The following is a 19,212-nucleotide window of genomic DNA, read 5'->3' on the forward strand; positions in this document are numbered from 1 at the left end:
GGAGAGTTTATGACGCTTCGTGGTTTCATATGCTATTTTATTGCATTTGTTTTGTTATTTGTGATCGAGGTTTCGAATGTTTCAGGAAAATCCAATGTTTGTTTACCTCTTACAGAGGAAGAAAAAATAGAAAAACTATTAAAAAAAGTCGGAGTGCTCCAAGGGAGTTTCATTCGAAATGGAGAATCACATACAGCAGAAGAAGCAGAGAAACACCTTAGATACAAATTGAAAGAAGCGAAAAATTCTTTCTTTGCACCTGACCCAAAGGAATGGACTGCCAAATTATTCATCGAAAAAATTGCTTCTAAATCGTTTCTTTCGGGGACTCCTTACCAAATTAAATTTGCAGATGGAAAAGAAATCAAATCAGCAGACTGGTTATCTGCAGAATTAAAGAAAATTGAGTCCTGTTTATAATAAAATGGAGATTTTTATCTCTTCCATTTTGAATAAAACTACACAGTTTATTCTTCTGAAGTTTGAAATCCTAACTGTGACGGTGAGTCGCTTTCTGTTGTGAACACTTTGTCCATAAATCCTATTTTCCCAGTGCATAGTTCTTTCATCTGGTCTGTACGTTTGGATTCTGTTCCACCTAAGTTAGAAGAATAACGAATTCTATCAAAGATGCCATCGGGACGTATCCAAACATCGGCAATTTGATAATTACCGGATCCTGTTCCCGTTGCGACGCTGCCACCAGAACTATAACGATCAATAGTATTCGGGACTCGAGATCTGTTTCGCCAAAACCCGGTAGAATCTAGTAAGGTTGGTGGTTCCTCAAAGTTAGGGACGTCACCACTAGAAGAGCCTAAAAAGGATATCCATTCTAAACTACCGTTCAAATTGTACTGAGCAAAAGCATAATGTTGGGTGTCACTTTGGATTGGTTCTTTTATCACTGAACTCCATGATAAATTCGTTGTTAAAAGTTGTAAAATTGATGTTCCTGAGATTACGATTTGTCTACTATCTCCGTAAGTTGCACTTGTGTAACCATTATATACAAACATATCTCGGGTACCACTCAAGATGTTAAACTTCGTTATATACGGTAGCTGTGTGCCAGGATTAGGGTGAGTGGTTCCTTCCACACTTCCGTCGGTCGTTCCTGCTAAATATATGTATCCATTTGAGTAAGATACATTAAATCCAAAGTCATTCCCTGAACTTGTAATGTATTTTTGAAACAGTCCATTTCCGTAAGGATCGACACTTCCATATAATATGTCTGTATCACTTTCACCACCCAAAGATACATTTTGAACTGGCGGAAGTTCCGAAAATGGTGTGTGTCCAGAAGAACCTTCGTTAGATGCAAAAAAATGGAATCTGTCAAAATTGTCGACAGTTGTGACCAAGTAAAGTCCTAAAGCCACTGTATCCAAATAAGTATACCAAACACGACTTCCATCACCTCTGTGCCTTCCCAGGTAAACAGACATTCCTTCATCTGCTTTTGGTGAAAGATTGGATGGAACGGATTGTCCTATACCCATTGCAAGAAAACTGACCGCTAAATCGCCATTAGAGTATAAATGCAGTTTTGGGTTAAATGTAAGGGAGCTATATGACTCTCCTAAATAATCAACCCATTGTATGTCACCGTTGTTTCTTGAAAGGCGCAATATAAAAAAATTCTTAGTCACTCCGGGTGTTCCCTCAAAAGATCCAGTCACTCCCATCGGCATTCCAGATACGATCGGATCTTCAGTAATTCCGACTACAATGATATCTCCATTTGGCAAAAATTGAAAATCTGTACCATAAGTAGAATAAGTACCGGAACCATAACGTCTGTTCCACTGCGAAAAGTTGGCACAACCGTTGTTCAAAAGGGATGATTGGATTAGGTTTCGTAACCAAAAATCATTCGTAGCAGGATCATTAGGGTTGTTCAGGTTTAATTTACAGGAGAATACTAAGATTAAAAGGGCAAAAGTAGAAATGATACGCAACATATAGATAATCCAGAAAAGGATATAACCATATCATCTTTTTAGGGGTTAGGTGACGATTTGTTTTTGTAATTGAATTTACTTTTTCAATTATTTCTTAAATAGTTTTGGTTTTTGGAAAAAAATTGTAAACAAGGGCTGTAAAAAAAAATCAATCTTGTAGTGTATTCTGCCATACAAAATAGAAAACTCTTAGCTGCAATCATGGTAAGAAATTTTGGGTTCAATAATTTTGAAGATGTGGCTGACGGTGCCGCCAACCACATCTAAGTTTCTCCAAAAATCTGATTCGGATCTATTTCCAAGAACTTGCAAAATCTTTTGCGTATTCTGCGAAAGAAATCGGGTTTTTTCCTGTTAGGGTTTTGACAGTGTCAAGAATTGGAGCAGAAAATCCTTCTTTCAGTGCACCAGCAATCATCACAAGAAAAGCAGCATAATCTTTCGATAGCCCTGCTGAAACAAGTGAGGATTCAAAGACTTTTGGATCAACATCAACATATTCAATATTTTTTCCACTTACACTTGTTAAGTGTTTTGCAACTTCATTATGATCGATGGACTCTGGGCCAGTCAAGGTGAAGGCTTGGTTGTCGTATTTTGTCGTTGTAAGAAGTACTGCAGCAACAGAGGCAATGTCTCTTGCATCGATAAAACTTGTTTTTGCATTTCCACCAGGAAAGTAAATTTTTTGGTCTTGTTTGATACCGGCAATCCAGAAGGTATGGAAGTTTTGCATAAACCAGTTAGGACGAATGATATTCCATGGAATCCCTGCTCCTTCTAACAAAATCTCTGTTTTGCGAAAGGGCGCTTCTGGTGGCGCATGGTCCACACCCATTGCCGTCATAAGAACTAATTTTTTTAAACGGACTTGTTTTGCTTTTTCAATCCATGGAGAAAGGATTTCAAATTGGTTGGTTTGGCCCGGAGGACTTAAAAAATAAGCTGCGTCCACTTGTTCCAAAACTTCTAATCCTTTTGTAAGGTTGGATGAATCAGCAAATACCCAATGCAAATTGGCGCTGTTTTTTTGGGCTTCTGGTTTTCTGGATCCTGCCCAGACTTCATGCCCCTGTTTTTGTAATTCGGCAACGAGATGGCCCCCAACAAGTCCTGAACCACCATAAACAAATACTTTCATACGATATCCTTGATTTTGGATTTAAATCCTTTATTGTTCCTCTATGATACCGAAGATTTTCTATACTGTCTATGTCATAAAATATTAAAAATATATCCAATCGTATAAAATAGTAGACCTTTGGGTGGATTTGGAAAAATGGGGGTATGGATCTACTATCGGATATTCTCTCCTCTGCCGGTTGGACAAATGACCTGCTCTCCAAAGGCCAAATATACCAAAGTTTTGGATTTCATTTCCCCTGTGAAAAGAGTGGGGGGTTCCATGTTGTAACACAAGGTAGTTGTTATGCGAGAATGGGAAATACGATGATTCCCTTGCATAAAGGGGATTTGATATTCATTACCAGGGGAACCAATCATGAATTATTGTCCGATCCAAAAGCAAAAGTAGTCACCATTGAACGTTTTTTAGGTGAAAAGAAAACACAGATAAAAAATGAAAAACCAGTTACGACTTTTGTTTCTGTGAGATACGAAGTTCCACCAGGACCTGTCCACCCATTGTTTTTGGAATTACCTGAATATATACATATTCCTTATGAAACGATTCAAGCTCATCATGCACTCGGAGACATTATTCAAATCCTTTCCAGAGAATTAGAATTGAATTTAGGAACTGATTTGATCGTCCAAAGATTAACAGACATTTTATTATATTATTTGTTAAGGATGTGGTTAAACAATCATGTTAATTCACAGGTCGGATGGATTAAGGCATTCCATGACACATTGGTTTTGTATGCATTGGAAAAATTGCATAATGGATATAGCAAAGAGTGGACGATTGAATCCTTAGCTAAGGAAACTGGAGTTTCTCGAGCAAATCTTGCAAACCGATTTCGAGATGTTTTAGGTATTCCTCCAATGGAATATCTGACAAAACTTAGAATGGAAAAGGCAAAAGAATTATTCCAAAAAGGAAATATTGGATTGGAAGAAGTTGCACAAAATGTTGGTTACGCATCCGCTTTTTCTTTTTCGAAAGCTTATAAACGAATTTATGGAAATTCACCGAGCCGTGAGTGGAAACGAGTTGTTTAATAACGATTTAATATTTTCTAATTGGTTTTTTTTGGGTAAAAATTCTGGATGATTGCGAAACACTTCTGCTGCTTTTCGGATTTTTGAAGTATTTACCATCATTGGTTTTGTTTCTTTCCATCTACCATCTAGTTTCATTTGTTCCGATAGTTTGAGATAGGATTTTATTCTTCCGGCTCTTGTCGCATACCCAATTCGATTGGGACAATGGCAAGGGTTCTCAGCTTTTGTGAGTCCACATTCTTTCCCAAGAAATGTTTCCATTTGTTTTCTGGATCTGGATAACTTTTGGCGGAACGCTTCTGGACGAATTCCCATAACGGAAGCACCTTCTTCACTGGAAGTTTGAAATACTTCTCCTAAAAGATAAGCCATTCGATATGGCCTTGATAGACCTTGTAACATAGAATAGGTGCAAGCCACCTGAACATGTAAAACAAGTTCAGAAACATTGGGAGATGATTCTTCTTCTAGTGTAATGGTTGGAAATTCTGATGGAGAGTAGTAAGACTTTTGCGTTCGGTGTAATTCTTCACGGATGGCACGTAGGTGAATTTTCCTTCGTTCCATTTTTGATTTTTGTACATTGATCAAATGGTTACTAGCGATTTGATAGATCCAGGTAGAAAGTTTGCTTTCTTTCCGGAAACTACTTAAGTTCGTAATCACTTTCACCAAAATTTCTTGAGTGGCGTCTTCCGCATCTTCTGGATTCCATAAAAACTTCAACGCCAAGGAAAATAATTTTGGTTGGAAGATTTGAATTAATTCTTCCAATGCTTTTGTTTTTCCAGCAAGTGAACTTTCTAATAATAAAAGATGCGGATCGTCTATCATTGATTTTTGTTTGTTAGGTAATGTAGTACGAGAGCGAGGAATGCAGGCAACCCTTGCGAAAACAAAATTGAAAATTTGGCAGTTGCTGAACCGTAAATTCCAGCCACAACCACACAAATGAGAAAAAACAAGATGGTTTGGAATTTTTGGCTTTGGTCTTTGATAAAGAATAAAGCCCAAAAAAGTCCAGCCGCCAAAAAGCCATTATAGAGGCCTTGGTTTTTTGCAAGTTTTGCCGTAATTTCTGCTGTTTCCGGTGTTAACTGAAAAATTTTCATCCCTAGATCGGTTTTCCAAAGGAACATTTCCAATACCAAAATGAACACGTGTTCTACTGCAACAAATGCAGTTAGAATGAAGGAAGTGAGTTTCATCGAATTCTCCTAAAGAACAGTTTTTCTATTGGGACAATTGATCTTACCTTTTGTGACAGATTGGGAAGAAAAAAATAAAAAAAACGTGATCCAATAAAGGGACTCCGTCTGCCTTTTCCATTGAAATTCAGATCGTTCTTAAGATTCTAAGGAGTGGAAAAGGGATAAACTTATGGTTCTTCATTCATGGGCCTTGTCGTCAATTCCAATACTCCCAATTCGGTACTTAGGTCTAAAACATTTTTCAATCGAACCATCCTTCCCCCACAGGCTTCCGTTGCTGCAATTGTATATTGCAGGGGTTCTGTTGTTGCGGGATAATTGTAAAAGCTAGTTTCATAATGAATGGATTGGTATCGTCCGGTATCCCCAGCTATATTTAAAGTTGTTCGCTGGTACGGATTAGATCCATTTCCCGTTGTTGGAATAGTAAACCCAGTATAATGGCTTCCATCTTCTAACGAAAAACCAAATGATTTTATTGTATTTGTTTCTGAAACATAACCAATGATAGTTGGAATTTCTAAAGTATCGATTGTAGTTGAACCAAGAAATTGGTTCCAAATCAAATTTCCGTTCCAATCAAATTTAGAAAAAATATTATTTCGAAAATTAGTTGATGTAGGATATAGTTGGTAAGAATGAAAAGAGGTTCCGAAGTCTCCAGCATTGATCCCTGTGGTGTATACTCCATCTTGTGCTGGTGCAATTCCATAGATGACACCAATCGTAAAACTTGCACCGATGGATCCGAGATAAGTTTTATTCGTTATAGAAAAATCTGCAATTGAAAGTTTTGTCACCATTGGCCTTTGGTAATAGTAAGAAGGCAATGGATGCCCGGTGGATCCAACATAATTGTCATCAGCAGCTCCAAAAAGAAGGATAGAGTGGTCTGGACCGTAGGCGGCATTTAAGACAAAAACCCTTCCATAAGATGGTAAATATCTTTGTCTGATGGGTTGTCCTTGAGAAGAAATCATTCCCCATCCGATTTCCTCTACACCAGTATTACTTGCATAGGAAGCTACTTCCATCGTTGGGAACTCGCCAAATCCAAAAGTATCGGGAGTCGCAGAAATTCCACGTCCATTGAAAAATAAATGTATGTTGTCCATTGCATCTGTTACCAGTGCAAATCGATTTTCAACGATCGAATTATCCGTTTTATCTAAGTAAGTACTCCATACACGACTTCCACTTGCATTGTAACGAACAAGAAACAATGAATTGGCATTAGATTTGGGGGAAAGAGGATTTCCTTGTTCTGCACTTTTGATATATGCAGTGGCTACCACATCCCCATTAGATAATTCGGTGATCGGTGCTGATTCTTTTTTATCCGAAGAAGAAACGAGTTGGCCCATATAATCCAACCATTCAATTTGGAATGTCCTTCCATTGACTAAAAATACAATCACATTCAGATCGGTTCCAGGTGTACCTGTAAAAGAAAAATTTTTCCCAGTGGTTTTTCCATTCCAAACTACTTCTTCAAAAACTCCTGCAGTGACTAAAAAGTTTCCATTTTTGAGTTTGAGTAATTTGTAAGGATAGGTTTTGTAAGTTCCAGTTCCTAATCGGAGAGTCGCTTTTGCGTTGGGATTACATAAACTGCGTAGGTATTCTTCCCAAAGCCAAGTTTCCGTAAAACTTTTGGACATTGGGTCTTTGGGATTGTTTAAGTCCAACTTGCAGTTGTTAAGCTGCAATACGGTAGTGGTAAAAGACAGAAGTATAAAGAACTTCCATTTTAAATTTCTAAGTTGTTTCATTGCCAAACTAAATTTCCCATCAGTCGGGAACGTTTTCTGTTTTTTTGGTCATTTCACAGGAAGTCGCAAATTTCTCAAGCCCTTTGTCGAAATCCCTAAAAAAACCTATCCTTTTCGGAAACGTTTTCCTGAATTGTTCTTTTGGTATTGGATGTATTTGCAAAAATTAGAATATTCTATTGTTTTTATATATTGAATATGAAGTTTTTTCGAGAAAAGCTTTTGGTATTAGTCCTTGTTGTCTGTAGCGAAATGCCGCATGGATCCAGGTTGTTTTCGTTGGAAGTTTGGTCGAGAATTCTAAACCACCATTTGTTGCCGGAAAATGACAGAAGTTTTTTACAGATACTGTTCTCCCGTTACCAGTATCTTGAATATTGAAACCTACCAAACCGCTAAAACTGGTGCAAACCTCTTTTTTCGACCGTTTTTAACGTAAATTTTAAACTTTTTGAACAAGCTAATGAAAATTAGCTGTCTGCGAACATAAAAAAATTAATACATTAAAATCTGTTAATGTATCTCTAAACTTCTAGGTTAATTTTTTAATGCGAATTCCAAAACAAATTTACCATCTTTCTTTTCTCTTTCTATTCACTAACAATTGTCTTCTTTTTTTTCCCAACGGAAATAACCAAACAGACTTTAGTTTATTTGCCTTTCTATTTGGCTTGGTCGGTGGATCTCCCACTTCTTCCCAAAATTTAACACCAGGTGCAACAATTGATCTGTCAGGTGATGGAAAAAAAGACGGAACCTTAGTGGATTCTGATGGAGATGGTGTATCCGATGGAATCAATCTAACCGGTGGAACCACTCCGAACCTAATCCTCATCGATACCAATGGAGATGGGATTCCCGATGCTGTCGATAGCAACGGGGATGGATTACCAGATTATTATATTAGCCCAAACCCTCCCGGTTTTCTTACCACTGGCCCTGGAGGAACAGGAAATCCTGTTGTCATCATTGTGGATGGAAGTGGAAATCCGATTGGTTTTGATACCGATGGGGATGGAACTCCTAATGATACCGCTATCGTTACTATCCTCGGTGATACAACATCTCCGACTATCACCAGTTCCTTGTTAACTGGAACGTTCTCCACAACACAAACGACAACTCTCACTTGTTCAGATAACAAAGCACCAGGGTCGATTGTTTATACCTTAGATGCATCGACTCCTAGTTTTTCACCAAAACATGGGACTATCATTGTTTCTTCTTCAAAAGCTATTTCTTTATCTTCAGAAGGAACCCATACCCTTCAAGCTATCTGTCGTGACTTAGCAGGAAATGTTTCTACACCCATTAGCATCGTTTATACGATCGATACTAAAATTCCGGCACTGACCCTTGTCAGTCAATCGGCAACAGCCATCAGTGCATCCGCAGGAGCCATTAGCAGTTCCACAGCCACTTGGAGATCAGATCGCTCTGGATCTTTTACAGTGAGAGAAGGTAGTTCCTGTGATTCAGGTACCATTGCCACAACAGGTTCTGTCACGGCAAACGTAGACCAAGGGTTTGTTCGTTCTCATACACATTTTACAGGGGAAGGTACAAAGACATATCGTATTTGCGTAACTGGATCCAATGGATTGATTGGATTTGTTTCTGTGAGTTTGCAAAGAGATGATACTGCACCGGTTGTGACCGCTGATCCTGGAGCAGGAAACTATGGTGTAGCAACCTCTGTTTCTCTTTCTTGTTCTGATACCGGTGGTGCTGGTTGTGATCAGATCGCCTATGCGGTACAAGCTGGTTCTGCACCTTCAAACCCTGCTATCCAGGGAACGACAGGAACCGTTAGTAGTGGGACTTTATACACAAGTGCCATTTCTATGACTGATGGCGCCGTCACCTATACGAAGTTTGTGGCTCGTGACAAAGCGGGCAATGTTTCTGGTGTGAATACGGCAAATTATACTGTGGACACTCAAGTGGCCACCATCACGGTGAATTCTCATACAGCTGCAATAAATGGTTCATCAAACGTATCCATTAGTTGGCAAAGTAGCAAGGCTGGTTCCTACCAAATCCGTTTGGGTGGATCTAGTTGTGCCAATGGAACCGCTCTTACCAATACAGGCAACAATGCCAATGTTTCGGGAAATGCTGCTACAACAACAGACATCACTTCCACGATCGCCAACTCCTATTTTACTGAAGGAGATAATACCATCCGCATTTGTGTCGCAAATTTAATTGGTGGTTTTGGATCTACAACCCGAAATTCGAATAAAGACACAACGGCTCCTGTGGTAACGATGGCCTCTCCTTCTGGCTCTGGCCCGTTTGTATCAGGAACCCAACTCCAACTCAGTTGTTCCGATACGGGCGGATCTGGTTGTGATAAAATGATTTATACTTTGAATGGCACAGAACCTACGTTTGATGGAAGTGGTGCCGTCACCAATGGAACTGTTTATTCATCCCCGGTAGCTCTTGCTAATGGTAGCAACCAAGTCAAATACTTGGCTCGAGATTTGGCAGGAAACTTAAGCACTGCTGGGAACCAAAGTTTCCATGTAGGTCCACCGAATGCTCCTGCTTTTGTGGAAGCGCAAGCTGGGGAATCAAGTGCGATTGTTCAATGGTGGCCAGTCACTGGAGCCACATCGTACACAGTGTACTATAGCACAAGTCCTGGGGTAACAACAGCATCCAGTAGTTTTGGGCCAGTGACCGATCCTTATGTTACGATTACGGGACTTACTAGTGGGACATTGTATTACTTTAGAGTGGTAGTGAACAATGCGTTAGGCAGTAGTGCGGTTTCTTTGTTTGAAGCGATGGCTTTGACAACAGTTACTGCGCCTGGAACAAATGTCTCGGGGACACATGTAGATATATCGGCGGGACAAGGATTAAGTGCAGCAGGAAATAGTTCTATTTCAGGTGCAGTGCAATCATTCAATATTGATTCAATTAATCAGAAAATTTTGGTAGTTACTACGAATGATGCAAACGACGGTAAACCTGGATTGTTTCGATGTGATTTTGATGGTTCGAATTGTTCTCATACTGATTTATCAGCTGGACAGGGAAGTAATTCAGGCAGATATCCAAATGCTGTAATTGATTACTCAAATCAAAAATTACTAGTGGTAACTAGAAATGTTTCAAATAATAGTAAACCAAGTTTATTTCGTTGCAACTTGGATGGGACAAGCTGTACGCATTCGGATATTTCTGCAGGACAAGGTACATACTCAGCCGGTGAGGCAATACAACATACAACTGGTCCAAAAATTGTAATCGATAATTTTAATCAAAAATTGTTAGTAGTAAGTGCAAATGATGCCAATAGTGGAAAGCTAAGTTTATTTAGATGTGAATTTGATGGGTCAAATTGTTCTCACACAGATATTTCTGCCGGTCAAGGTGCAAATTCAGGAAAATTTCTAAATTTATTAATTGATCAAACCAATAGAAAACTTTTGAGCTTTACTACCAATGAAGCGAATGGTGGTAAAACGAGTCTTTACAGGTGTAATCTTGATGGAAGTAATTGTATACATATAGATATTTCTTCTGGCTATGTAGGTTATTTTCCAAGTCCCAATATTGATTATACGAATATGAAGTTGATTGTTGCGACTCAGCGGGGATCTACAACTGGAGGCGCTCCTTCTTTGATTCGCTGCAATTTGGACGGTACAAATTGCTCAAACACGGACATTGCAGCCACACCGAATTTAAACCAAAGTTACCGATATATTGGCTCTACCTTAGATATGAATAACGGTAAAGTCTTAGTTGCGATAAACGATTTACAAAATTCGTATAAGCCAAAATTGATTCGATGTGATTTAGCAGGAACAAATTGTTCTTATAAAGATATTTCGGCAGGGCAAGGCATGTATTCGGGAACCTTTCCTGTTGTTTTGATCAACCAATATACCGGCAAATTATTTGTGGTTACACAAAATGGTGCAAATTCGCGTAAACCCTCCCTTTTTATCTGGTGAAGTCTCCCGCGCCAGGGATCCGAAGGGCTTGGTCTCACCTAGTATAGGTGAGACGGGAGCGAAAGCGCACCCCGGAGTGAGCCCGGTCGTTGATTGGTTATTTAAAGATCATCTAACCAATGCGAGGCGCTCAAAGTTCTTAAAGCCTAAGCATTGTCCCAAGTAATAGCAGGAAAATCCTTTACAATGAATTAAAATGAGATTTCATTGGAATCACGTCTTATGGTGCCAACTGTAATTGAATACAAACCTAGACTAGAACTCAGTCGTTTTGTGGAAAGTTATCTCCTCATCCAATGTGATGAAAGTTTTAGTAAGTCTGTCATTCCGCACCATTCGTTTGTTTTGACCATCAAAATCAAAGGAAATCATCGCTACCAAATCCATTCGGATTCTAAGAGTTTACCTACAATTTCTTTGTCTGGACTTCGCAAAACGGTGAAACAAAATACACTTTCGAAAGGAACGGAAATTTTGATTGTTAAGTTCCAACCATGGGGAGCATTTTCATTTTTCAATATGTCTATGAAGGAATTGAATGAGGTTGGGATTTCTGGATATGACTTATGGAATCAATCTGAATTGAATGAGATGTATGCACAATTGTTGGAAACAAAGGACAATCATTCTAAGATAGATCATGTTGAGAAATTTTTATTAAAAACGATTCAAAAACAAACCATTGATAAACGTATTTTAGAAGCGATTTCGCAAATGAACCTGTCGCAGGGAAAAATCAAAATCAATGAGATTGCCTCTATTGTAAATTTAAGTATGGATACCTTTGAAAAAAAATTTCGAGAAATTACAGGAGGCACTCCCAAACAAGTTTCATCGATCATAAGAATGAATTCGGTAATTCGAGAAATTCCAAAGTATCGTTCTTTCACAAGACTTGCTTATGATTTTGGATATTTTGACCAATCGCATTTCATAAGAGAATTCAAATCTTTCACGGGCAAAACACCTACAGAATTTTTGGCTTAAAAAAAAATTTCATCCTGATTTTTTACAATCCTTCCTTACAAAAATTCGTTATAAACATTCATTACTAATTTAACACAGGAAGATTGTTTATGTTACAAATTTTATTAAATTTGAATTGGATCGGGATAGGATTTGCATTCCTTATTTATTTTTTTCTAGGTTATATTTGGTTTACAATACTGTTTACAAAACCATATAGAATTTCTCTCGGAAAAGAAAACGAAACACAAGGCCCACCTGCGCCAATATTTATCATTGGACCAGCAATTTGTACTCTATTCAATTTAGTCACGACAGCCATTTTGTTTTCTGTTTTGCAAATCAACCAAACGGCCGATGCGCTCCTTTGGGGAACTTTTGTTGGGATAGGATATCTATCTGCCAATACCTTTAATATTGCGATCAATCCAAACATTCCGAGGCCCATTCTATATGGTGTCATTTCGAGTGTTTATCACCTTGTGGGAATCAATGTTGCTGCTATGATTTTGGTTCAAAATTTCTGAGAAAACCTTCAGAATATAAAAAAACCACTCTTCGTTTTCGTTAGAGTGGTTTTTTTTGTTTGATCCTCTGAACTTTACCAGCTTACTATTGTAAGTTGGTAAAGCAAATACCGGAACGAAAACTAAACTACAATTTACGCTACAGGGCCATACTGGCTGTAGTCAAATTCTTTGGAACCAGTAAGGTATTTCTTGTAGTTCTCAATGAATTGTTTTGCAAGGTCAGTAGCTGTTTTGTCGTATTCTTCTTTGTTTTCCCAAGCGTTACGTGGGTTGAGGATATGTGCATCCACACCTTCGATTGTTTTTGGGAAAGATACTTGGAATACTGGGTGTTTTTCGAACTCGGATTTTTCAATGTTTCCGTTAAGGATTTCATTGATGATTTGGCGAGTTGCAGGAAGGTTCATACGTTTTCCCACTCCATACTTTCCACCAACAAGACCTGTATTGATTAGGTATGCATTTACTTTGTGTTTTTTCATTTTTTCACCAAGTAACTTTGCATAGTATGTTGGGTGGAGAGTCATAAACGCCTGACCAAAACAAGCAGAGAAAGTTGCTTGTGGTTCTTTCACACCGCGCTCAGTTCCCGCAACCTTAGCTGTGTAACCAGAAAGGAAGTGATACATCGCTTGTTCGATAGAAAGTTTAGAAACCGCAGGAAGAACACCGTAAGCATCGTAAGTAAGGAAGATCACAGTGTTTGGGTGACCTGCTTTGGATCCTGGTTGGATGTTATCGATGTGGAAGATTGGGTAAGAGACTCGTGTGTTTTCTGTTTTCGCAGCAGAAGAGTAATCTACTTTTTTAGTTCCCGCATCAAAAACTACGTTTTCAAGGAGAGCATCACGACGAATGGCTGCATAAATTTCTGGTTCTGTTTTTGGATCTAGATTGATGGTTTTTGCGTAACATCCACCTTCAATGTTGAAGATTCCATTGTCATCCCAACCGTGTTCGTCATCACCGATGAGTTTGCGGTGTGGGTCTGTGGAAAGAGTTGTTTTTCCTGTTCCAGAAAGACCAAAGAAAAGAGCACTGTCTCCATCCTTACCAACGTTAGCAGAACAATGCATAGTAAGCACGTTTTTAAGCGGTAAGTAGTAGTTCATGACAGAGAAAATCCCTTTTTTCATTTCCCCACCGTATTCGGTTCCACCAATGATACAGATTTTTTTTGCTAAGTGGAAGATTACAAATACATCGGAGTTAAGGCCGTGTTCTTTGTATTTTGTGTTTTTGTAACCAGATGCGTTGATGATGGTAAATTCTGGATTTAGTTTTTCGAGTTCTTCTTTCGTTGGGCGAAGGAACATGTTTGTGCAAAAATGGTGTTGCCAAGCTCTTTCCGTAACCACACGGAGAGAGATACGTGTGTCGTTGTTGGTTCCTGCATGGCCATCAAAAACATAAAGTTTTTTGTTATCGAGGAATTTGGTTACTTCTGCGTAAAGTTCATTGAAAATGGCTTCAGAAACCTTTGTGTTGACCGGACCCCACCAAATGTTGTTGGTAGAAGAAGGTTCATCGACAAAGTACTTGTCCTTTGGAGAGCGACCCGTAAGAATTCCGGTATCTACCATCATTGTTCCGTTATCGGAAGTTACGCCTTCTTTGTTGTTCAATTCGTGCTGGTAAATTTCTTCGTAAGATAAGTTATGGAAGACTTCGGATGGTTTAAGGCCTAATTCAGCAAGGCCGCGCAGATTAGTAGATACTGACATGGATTTCTCCTCGATTTCACTTTGTGTTTTTCTAGCTTCTTATTTTGCGAGTCGGTGTCAATAACAGAAAATGAAGATTCTCCACGCATCTGCAGAATATTTTCCTTACATCAAGATGGGTGGGCTTGCCGACATGCTTGCTTCCCTCACCAAAGAACAGGCGAAGTCGGAAGAAGTTTATGTCGCATTACCTCTCATTGGCAAATTGGGAAAGCCACCCCAATTTACCGGAAAAGAGTTCCCAGCCCTTCTTCCAAAGGATGGGCATACAGACTCCTTGGTAGTTTCGGTTCTAAAAGCCTCTCGGTTTTTAGAAGCAGAAGAAAGAGGAGTGAAGTTATATTTTTTTGAATCAGAATTATTCCAACCGTTAGACTCCATTTATGGTCATGCTGAAGAACACTTTCGATTTGCTATGTTCTCTTACGCTTGTTATGCCTTAAGTCAAATTCTAAATGTGGATGTTTTCCATGCCCACGATTGGCATACAGCACTCTCACTTGCCTTACAAAAGGATTCCGTAAAACAAGTTCCAAGTGTTTTTACCATCCATAACTTGGCTTACCAAGGAGATCATCCCTATTGGATGACGGGTTTTTTAAAAGAGGAACCATTTTGTCTGATCACAAGTCCTTTTGAACACAATGATAAATGTAATTATATGAAGGCCGGAATTTTATCCGCAGGAAAAATCACTACAGTGAGTCCTGGATATAGAGAAGAAACAATGGCGGAACCAAATGGATTTGGCCTCAGTTATTGTTTGAGACAAAGAGCAAGCGACTATACAGGAATTTTGAATGGAATTGATTCGGATGAATGGAATCCAGATAAAGACAAAAGAATTTTCAAAACATATTCATTAAAAGATTGGAAAGTCGGGAAATTAAAAAACAAAGAAGGGTTATATAAAGAAATAGGAAGGCCTTTTCTTCCAACAGATGTACCTTTGATTGGACTGATAGGAAGACTTACATATCAAAAAGGATTTCCTAGCTTTTTACAAGCATTCTTAGAAAGGCGTCACCTTCCACATCGTTATGTGGTTCTTGGCTCGGGAGATCCAGATACAGAAAAAGCTTTTTTTCATTTATCTGATACATTGCCCGATTTTTTTTATTTTTACAAAGGTTATAATGAAAGTTTGGCTCACAAAATTGAGGCTGCTAGTGACTTTTTTCTAATGCCGTCCCTTTTTGAACCATGTGGTCTGAATCAAATGTACAGCCATGTTTATGGAACCATTCCGATTGTTTCCAGAGTCGGTGGATTACGGGATACTGTGGACGAATCCAATTTTTTGCCTTACAAAACAGGGATTGTCTTTGAACCGAATGACGCTAGTTCGTTGGGATATGCTTTAGAAAGAGCCAGTGACCTTTATCTTTCTTCCGATAGAGAAATCTTAGTGAAAAACATGATGAACTTAGATTGGAGTTGGGAAAAAAGAAAATTAGAATACGATTTTGTTTATAAAAAAGCTATAGAAATGAAGTTATAATTCAGATTCAAAGTGAAATATCTGAATTTTTTGTTTTATGATCTGCTTCTGTTCGAATTTCCAATCTTGGAAAAAGTATTTGGATCCGGTCAGTATAAAACAACCGGTTCCAATTGAATCAATTAGTCCTACGAGGATTATTTACTTTTTAAACGGCATTTCACCCAAATAATCTTTTTTGCCAATTTCAATTCCGTTGTGTCGTAGAATTGCATAAGCAGTTGTTATATGAAAGTAAAAATTAGGAATCGCATGTTGCGTGAGGTATTCAAACCCTGTTAAATATTTTCCCTCCCACCTTGGTTGCGAAACTTTTATTTCTTTTACTGATTTAAAATCTTCTTCTCTATAAGTTTCCAAGTATTGGATCACAGATTGGATTCTTAGTTTGAGTTCATTTAGGTTTTTTTCTGAATCTTCATGAACAGGAGCTTCTTTCCCTGTGATACGAGCGACACAAAGTTTGGCAGTGTCGCAAGCGATTTGGATTTGTTTGGTTAACTGGAATTGATCAGGAAAGAGTCGTGAGTTCAACAAATTCTCAAAAGGGAACTTCTTGGTTTCAGAATGGATTTCTGCCTTTTCTAAAATTTTGATTAAATTCCCTAGTCCTTTTTTAAAAGATTGGACGGAGATTTCATAAAAAATGGATTCATTCATAGTTCTACTCGAATTGAGGGACAAACAAAATCAATCCATTAAATCACAGATCTAAATAGCAATTCCACCTGAAACAATGAGTTCTAAAAATCCAAAATTTTGGGAAGCACGGTTGGAACCACCACTAGTCAATACATCAGTGAGGTCAATGTATCCGCCTTTGCCACCAAATTCTAGAAAGTAAGTGCGTGAAAATTCATACCGAGTGGCAACGTAGCCCGAAACTCCATACCCAGAAACATGGAAGTTATTGTTTTGTCCTTTACCTAACACGCGTACGTCGCTTCGACAAACCACTGGGCCACCACCAATGGAGGACACCAAACTAAGTCCACTGAGTCCATCTGAAGAAGTATAAAGGGGGGTGATCCATCCAAAATCTAAAAATAGATAATTTAATCCATCGGTATGTTCGTACTTTAAAATATCGGGTGTTAACGCAATGGTTTGTTCTCCACCATGATACCCGGCCATTTCCTGCACGTGCCCAGGAAAGAGGTAGATAAAGAGAGCCGCTTCGGTGGATAAGGCCATCTGGTTTTTTGCAATCACACCTGGGTCAATGTAACCGGAATATTTGACTGGTTGTCCTGGTGTTACTACATACTTCATATGGTCCTCACCAAAGGATAAGAAAAATCGGTCCGTAAAAAAATAACTGAATTTTAGATTGTACTGGGGGATTTCAAATTTTGATGGATTTAGATAAACATCTGCTCGAAAGGATTCCGGTTTGTCCCTGGCATCTACTGCTTTCAATGTATAGTTGTAACCAGGGCCACGAAAATTGATATCACTTTGAGTATAATAATCTCGGTTATAACCCCATTGGATATTCCAACGTCCTTTTTTATCGTGAATGGTGGACGTAACCTCATTTTCATTGGCCCAGATGAAGGGAGAAAACAAAAGAAATAAGAATAAAGCTAAAGATTTATGTGTTATAGAAGCAAACGGTTGTTTGATTCTACGGGCATACAAATTATACATAACGCCATTTTCTAAATTGGTATCAAAATAGAATAGGCGAATGTATGTTTGGTTTCGGAAAAGGGCAGTTTTTTTAGTAGCTACCCCCGCTACCACCTCCGCCAGAGGAACCTCCACCAAAACTTCCTCCACCGCCTCCACCACCCCCTCCAGAGGAGCCGCCGGAGCTACTCTTTTGTTTTTTGGGAATGGTTTCGTATTCTGTGGCACTGTGTTTGCAATGGGCACAGGTTCGTCTAACTTCAACTTTTCCAGAGCTGCTATAGGTTGCTTCCGAAAGGATACGACTGGATTTACAAACAAAAGTTTCAAACTTACATTCTGGACAAGATTTAATTTTTGGAAAAGAGGTACCTTTGTATATGTATTCCGGATTGATGTTCGGAAATTTTAAAATTGAATTGGAATGGCAGCTTGGGCATACCCAAACATCATAATCAATTGAATTGACGATTTCTTCTGATACCTGTCCTTCCGACAAATGTTTGTTATCTCCCTCTTCGGAGAGTTTCGTCATCATAGTCCCACATTTTTTACATTTTCTTGGAATATTCCGAATGGCTTGCAAACGTTCCATTAACTTACGCATTCGTAAGTCTCCCCAAAAAATAAAAAATATAATGATACTTGCGATAATAAGAAATATTGACACAGGAAACAATGCATCGTCCAAAACCAAAGAAAGGAGAGTGATTGCGATCACAACAGGACTAATGAAAAGACCATAAAACAAAATGAAATCGGTTTTGTGGACAATATGGTATTTGGCAGTAGGGGAAGGTGTGAGCCAAACAACGATCCTTTGGAGTAAATTTAAAAATACAAAAAGAGCAAGATATCCAAATATAAAATACTTTTTATTACGTAGAGACTCTTCTTTTTCGATTCTTTCTAGTTCCGTAAATTTTTCATTTAAAAGTCTAGATTCTTCATCATTTAGAAAATAATTTCCAGTGGTATTGTATCGATCAACGGTTTCTTCTAAAATTCGTTTTTCTTCCTCTGTTAGTTGTGAATAAGATTTCCCTTGGTAATCATATTCATCCGTTCTTTTGGATTCATTTGATGTTTCGCCATTTGAAGGATAGGCACTTGCATCTGTCGCATCGTTGGTGCCGGTGGTATTCGAAACCAAATCTTCTACAGCCATCTCAGGATGGTTTAATTTATTAATGATGGCGGACACAGTGTCCGAATGTCCCTTTTGAAAGTTATCTTCTTTGAATGAAGGAATGGTATATGTATCAATGATTCGTTTGACAGTGACATCCGGAAGGTCACCTTCTAGTCCGTATCCAGTTTCAATTTCCACTCTTCTTTGATCGATCACATGTAAAATGAGAATTCCATTGTCTTTGCCTTTTTTCCCAATCTTCCAATGGTTGAAGAGAGCAACGGCAAAGTCTTTTGGGACATAACTTCCGATCGTTGGCAACGTCACTACGACAATTTCTAATCCTGACTCTGCCTCTGCGGCATTGATCATTTGGTCAATGGATGCCGTGTCTGTCAAAACTCCGGCACTGTCTTCCACCCAGCTGTTTCTTAGTGTCTTGGGGTTTGGGACCTTGGCAACAAGAGTGTCGATGGGTTCTTCATTTGTTGGCGAACATTGCCAAAGAACTGGCAAAAGAAAAGTAATGAGTAACGATAGAATGAAATTAGGAATGAAATTGGTTTTTGATCGAAGTGGAAAATTCACGATCTAAAGAAATTAAACGAAGCCTGAA

Annotated in this window: 15 protein-coding genes; 6 read left to right on the forward strand and 9 right to left on the reverse strand. The window is 38.6% G+C overall.

Annotated elements, in window-relative coordinates:
• The first annotated feature begins 9 nt into the window (after positions 1 to 9).
• Entirely contained in the window at positions 10 to 420 is a 411-nt protein-coding gene (locus CLV96_RS13295) for a DUF5329 family protein (RefSeq protein WP_004786417.1), read from the forward strand.
• Between the two features lie 47 nt (positions 421 to 467).
• Here the strand turns inward: CLV96_RS13295 and CLV96_RS13300 are convergent, their stop codons facing one another.
• Together CLV96_RS13300 and CLV96_RS13305 are read right to left on the reverse strand one after the other, a co-directional pair.
• Positions 468 to 1,967, reverse strand: coding sequence for a hypothetical protein (locus CLV96_RS13300; protein ID WP_004786804.1), 1,500 nt, complete (start codon positions 1,965 to 1,967; stop codon positions 468 to 470).
• 292 nt (positions 1,968 to 2,259) lie between these two features.
• Complete coding sequence (locus CLV96_RS13305) at positions 2,260 to 3,108, reverse strand: NAD(P)H-binding protein (RefSeq protein WP_004784780.1); 849 nt, start codon at positions 3,106 to 3,108, stop codon at positions 2,260 to 2,262.
• Between the two features lie 146 nt (positions 3,109 to 3,254).
• Here CLV96_RS13305 and CLV96_RS13310 point away from each other — a divergent pair, with 146 nt between their 5' ends.
• A complete protein-coding gene (locus CLV96_RS13310) occupies positions 3,255 to 4,151 on the forward strand; it encodes an AraC family transcriptional regulator (protein WP_004787107.1) in 897 nt (298 codons plus the stop codon).
• Here the strand turns inward: CLV96_RS13310 and CLV96_RS13315 are convergent.
• The 3 genes from CLV96_RS13315 to CLV96_RS13325 form a co-directional block, all read right to left on the reverse strand.
• Positions 4,119 to 4,988, reverse strand: a complete 870-nt coding sequence (locus CLV96_RS13315) for an RNA polymerase sigma factor (RefSeq protein WP_004787273.1) — start codon at positions 4,986 to 4,988, stop codon at positions 4,119 to 4,121. The genes CLV96_RS13310 and CLV96_RS13315 overlap by 33 nt on opposite strands.
• Complete coding sequence (locus CLV96_RS13320) at positions 4,985 to 5,362, reverse strand: DUF1304 domain-containing protein (RefSeq protein WP_004786378.1); 378 nt, start codon at positions 5,360 to 5,362, stop codon at positions 4,985 to 4,987. Before CLV96_RS13320 ends, CLV96_RS13315 begins: the two co-directional genes overlap by 4 nt.
• A gap of 170 nt (positions 5,363 to 5,532) precedes the next feature.
• Positions 5,533 to 7,137 carry a hypothetical protein gene (locus tag CLV96_RS13325; RefSeq protein WP_243836481.1) on the reverse strand — a complete coding sequence of 535 codons (1,605 nt, stop codon included), beginning with the start codon at positions 7,135 to 7,137 and terminating at the stop codon, positions 5,533 to 5,535.
• Positions 7,138 to 7,685: 548 nt separating this feature from the next.
• On the opposite strand from CLV96_RS13325, the gene CLV96_RS13330 reads away from it, so the two are divergent.
• The 3 genes from CLV96_RS13330 (at position 7,686) to CLV96_RS13340 (ending at position 12,604) form a co-directional block, all read left to right on the forward strand.
• Entirely contained in the window at positions 7,686 to 11,111 is a 3,426-nt protein-coding gene (locus CLV96_RS13330; RefSeq protein WP_004785080.1) for a chitobiase/beta-hexosaminidase C-terminal domain-containing protein, read from the forward strand.
• Positions 11,112 to 11,333: 222 nt separating this feature from the next.
• Entirely contained in the window at positions 11,334 to 12,098 is a 765-nt protein-coding gene (locus CLV96_RS13335) for a helix-turn-helix transcriptional regulator (RefSeq protein ID WP_004784329.1), read from the forward strand.
• Positions 12,099 to 12,187: 89 nt separating this feature from the next.
• Complete coding sequence (locus tag CLV96_RS13340) at positions 12,188 to 12,604, forward strand: DUF1761 domain-containing protein (protein WP_004787409.1); 417 nt, start codon at positions 12,188 to 12,190, stop codon at positions 12,602 to 12,604.
• 134 nt (positions 12,605 to 12,738) lie between these two features.
• Here CLV96_RS13340 and pckA read toward each other — a convergent pair whose 3' ends face one another.
• Positions 12,739 to 14,331, reverse strand: coding sequence for a phosphoenolpyruvate carboxykinase (ATP) (pckA, locus tag CLV96_RS13345; protein WP_004786476.1), 1,593 nt, complete (start codon positions 14,329 to 14,331; stop codon positions 12,739 to 12,741).
• A 70-nt stretch (positions 14,332 to 14,401) separates the two neighbouring features.
• On the opposite strand from pckA, the gene CLV96_RS13350 reads away from it, so the two are divergent.
• On the forward strand, positions 14,402 to 15,832 hold the full coding sequence (locus CLV96_RS13350; RefSeq protein ID WP_004785852.1) for a glycogen/starch synthase: 1,431 nt from the start codon (positions 14,402 to 14,404) through the stop codon (positions 15,830 to 15,832).
• 141 nt (positions 15,833 to 15,973) lie between these two features.
• On the opposite strand, the gene CLV96_RS13355 is transcribed toward CLV96_RS13350, so the two are convergent.
• From CLV96_RS13355 to CLV96_RS13365, 3 genes are read right to left on the reverse strand one after another with little or no spacing between them, the layout of a single operon-like run.
• On the reverse strand, positions 15,974 to 16,492 hold the full coding sequence (locus CLV96_RS13355; RefSeq protein WP_004784485.1) for a DUF1993 domain-containing protein: 519 nt from the start codon (positions 16,490 to 16,492) through the stop codon (positions 15,974 to 15,976).
• A gap of 51 nt (positions 16,493 to 16,543) precedes the next feature.
• The gene (locus CLV96_RS13360; RefSeq protein ID WP_004787445.1) at positions 16,544 to 17,599 is read right to left on the reverse strand and encodes a hypothetical protein; all 1,056 of its coding nucleotides are present in this window, start codon (positions 17,597 to 17,599) and stop codon (positions 16,544 to 16,546) included.
• On the reverse strand, positions 17,556 to 19,151 hold the full coding sequence (locus tag CLV96_RS13365) for a TPM domain-containing protein (RefSeq protein WP_420813700.1): 1,596 nt from the start codon (positions 19,149 to 19,151) through the stop codon (positions 17,556 to 17,558). The genes CLV96_RS13360 and CLV96_RS13365 overlap by 44 nt, the downstream gene beginning before the upstream one ends.
• Between the last annotated feature and the right edge of the window lie 61 nt (positions 19,152 to 19,212).

The organism is Leptospira meyeri, from assembly GCF_004368965.1.
GTDB lineage: Bacteria > Spirochaetota > Leptospiria > Leptospirales > Leptospiraceae > Leptospira_A > Leptospira_A meyeri.

What these genes read in the sequence shown, in the direction of transcription:
- CLV96_RS13295 (WP_004786417.1), top strand. Translation starts at nt 10, where the DNA reads ATGACGCTTCGTGGTTTCATATGCTATTTTATTGCATTTGTTTTGTTA.
- CLV96_RS13300 (WP_004786804.1), bottom strand. Translation starts at nt 1,967, where the DNA reads ATGTTGCGTATCATTTCTACTTTTGCCCTTTTAATCTTAGTATTCTCC.
- CLV96_RS13305 (WP_004784780.1), bottom strand. Translation starts at nt 3,108, where the DNA reads ATGAAAGTATTTGTTTATGGTGGTTCAGGACTTGTTGGGGGCCATCTC.
- CLV96_RS13310 (WP_004787107.1), top strand. Translation starts at nt 3,255, where the DNA reads ATGGATCTACTATCGGATATTCTCTCCTCTGCCGGTTGGACAAATGAC.
- CLV96_RS13315 (WP_004787273.1), bottom strand. Translation starts at nt 4,988, where the DNA reads ATGATAGACGATCCGCATCTTTTATTATTAGAAAGTTCACTTGCTGGA.
- CLV96_RS13320 (WP_004786378.1), bottom strand. Translation starts at nt 5,362, where the DNA reads ATGAAACTCACTTCCTTCATTCTAACTGCATTTGTTGCAGTAGAACAC.
- CLV96_RS13325 (WP_243836481.1), bottom strand. Translation starts at nt 7,137, where the DNA reads ATGAAACAACTTAGAAATTTAAAATGGAAGTTCTTTATACTTCTGTCT.
- CLV96_RS13330 (WP_004785080.1), top strand. Translation starts at nt 7,686, where the DNA reads ATGCGAATTCCAAAACAAATTTACCATCTTTCTTTTCTCTTTCTATTC.
- CLV96_RS13335 (WP_004784329.1), top strand. Translation starts at nt 11,334, where the DNA reads ATGGTGCCAACTGTAATTGAATACAAACCTAGACTAGAACTCAGTCGT.
- CLV96_RS13340 (WP_004787409.1), top strand. Translation starts at nt 12,188, where the DNA reads ATGTTACAAATTTTATTAAATTTGAATTGGATCGGGATAGGATTTGCA.
- pckA (WP_004786476.1), bottom strand. Translation starts at nt 14,331, where the DNA reads ATGTCAGTATCTACTAATCTGCGCGGCCTTGCTGAATTAGGCCTTAAA.
- CLV96_RS13350 (WP_004785852.1), top strand. Translation starts at nt 14,402, where the DNA reads ATGAAGATTCTCCACGCATCTGCAGAATATTTTCCTTACATCAAGATG.
- CLV96_RS13355 (WP_004784485.1), bottom strand. Translation starts at nt 16,492, where the DNA reads ATGAATGAATCCATTTTTTATGAAATCTCCGTCCAATCTTTTAAAAAA.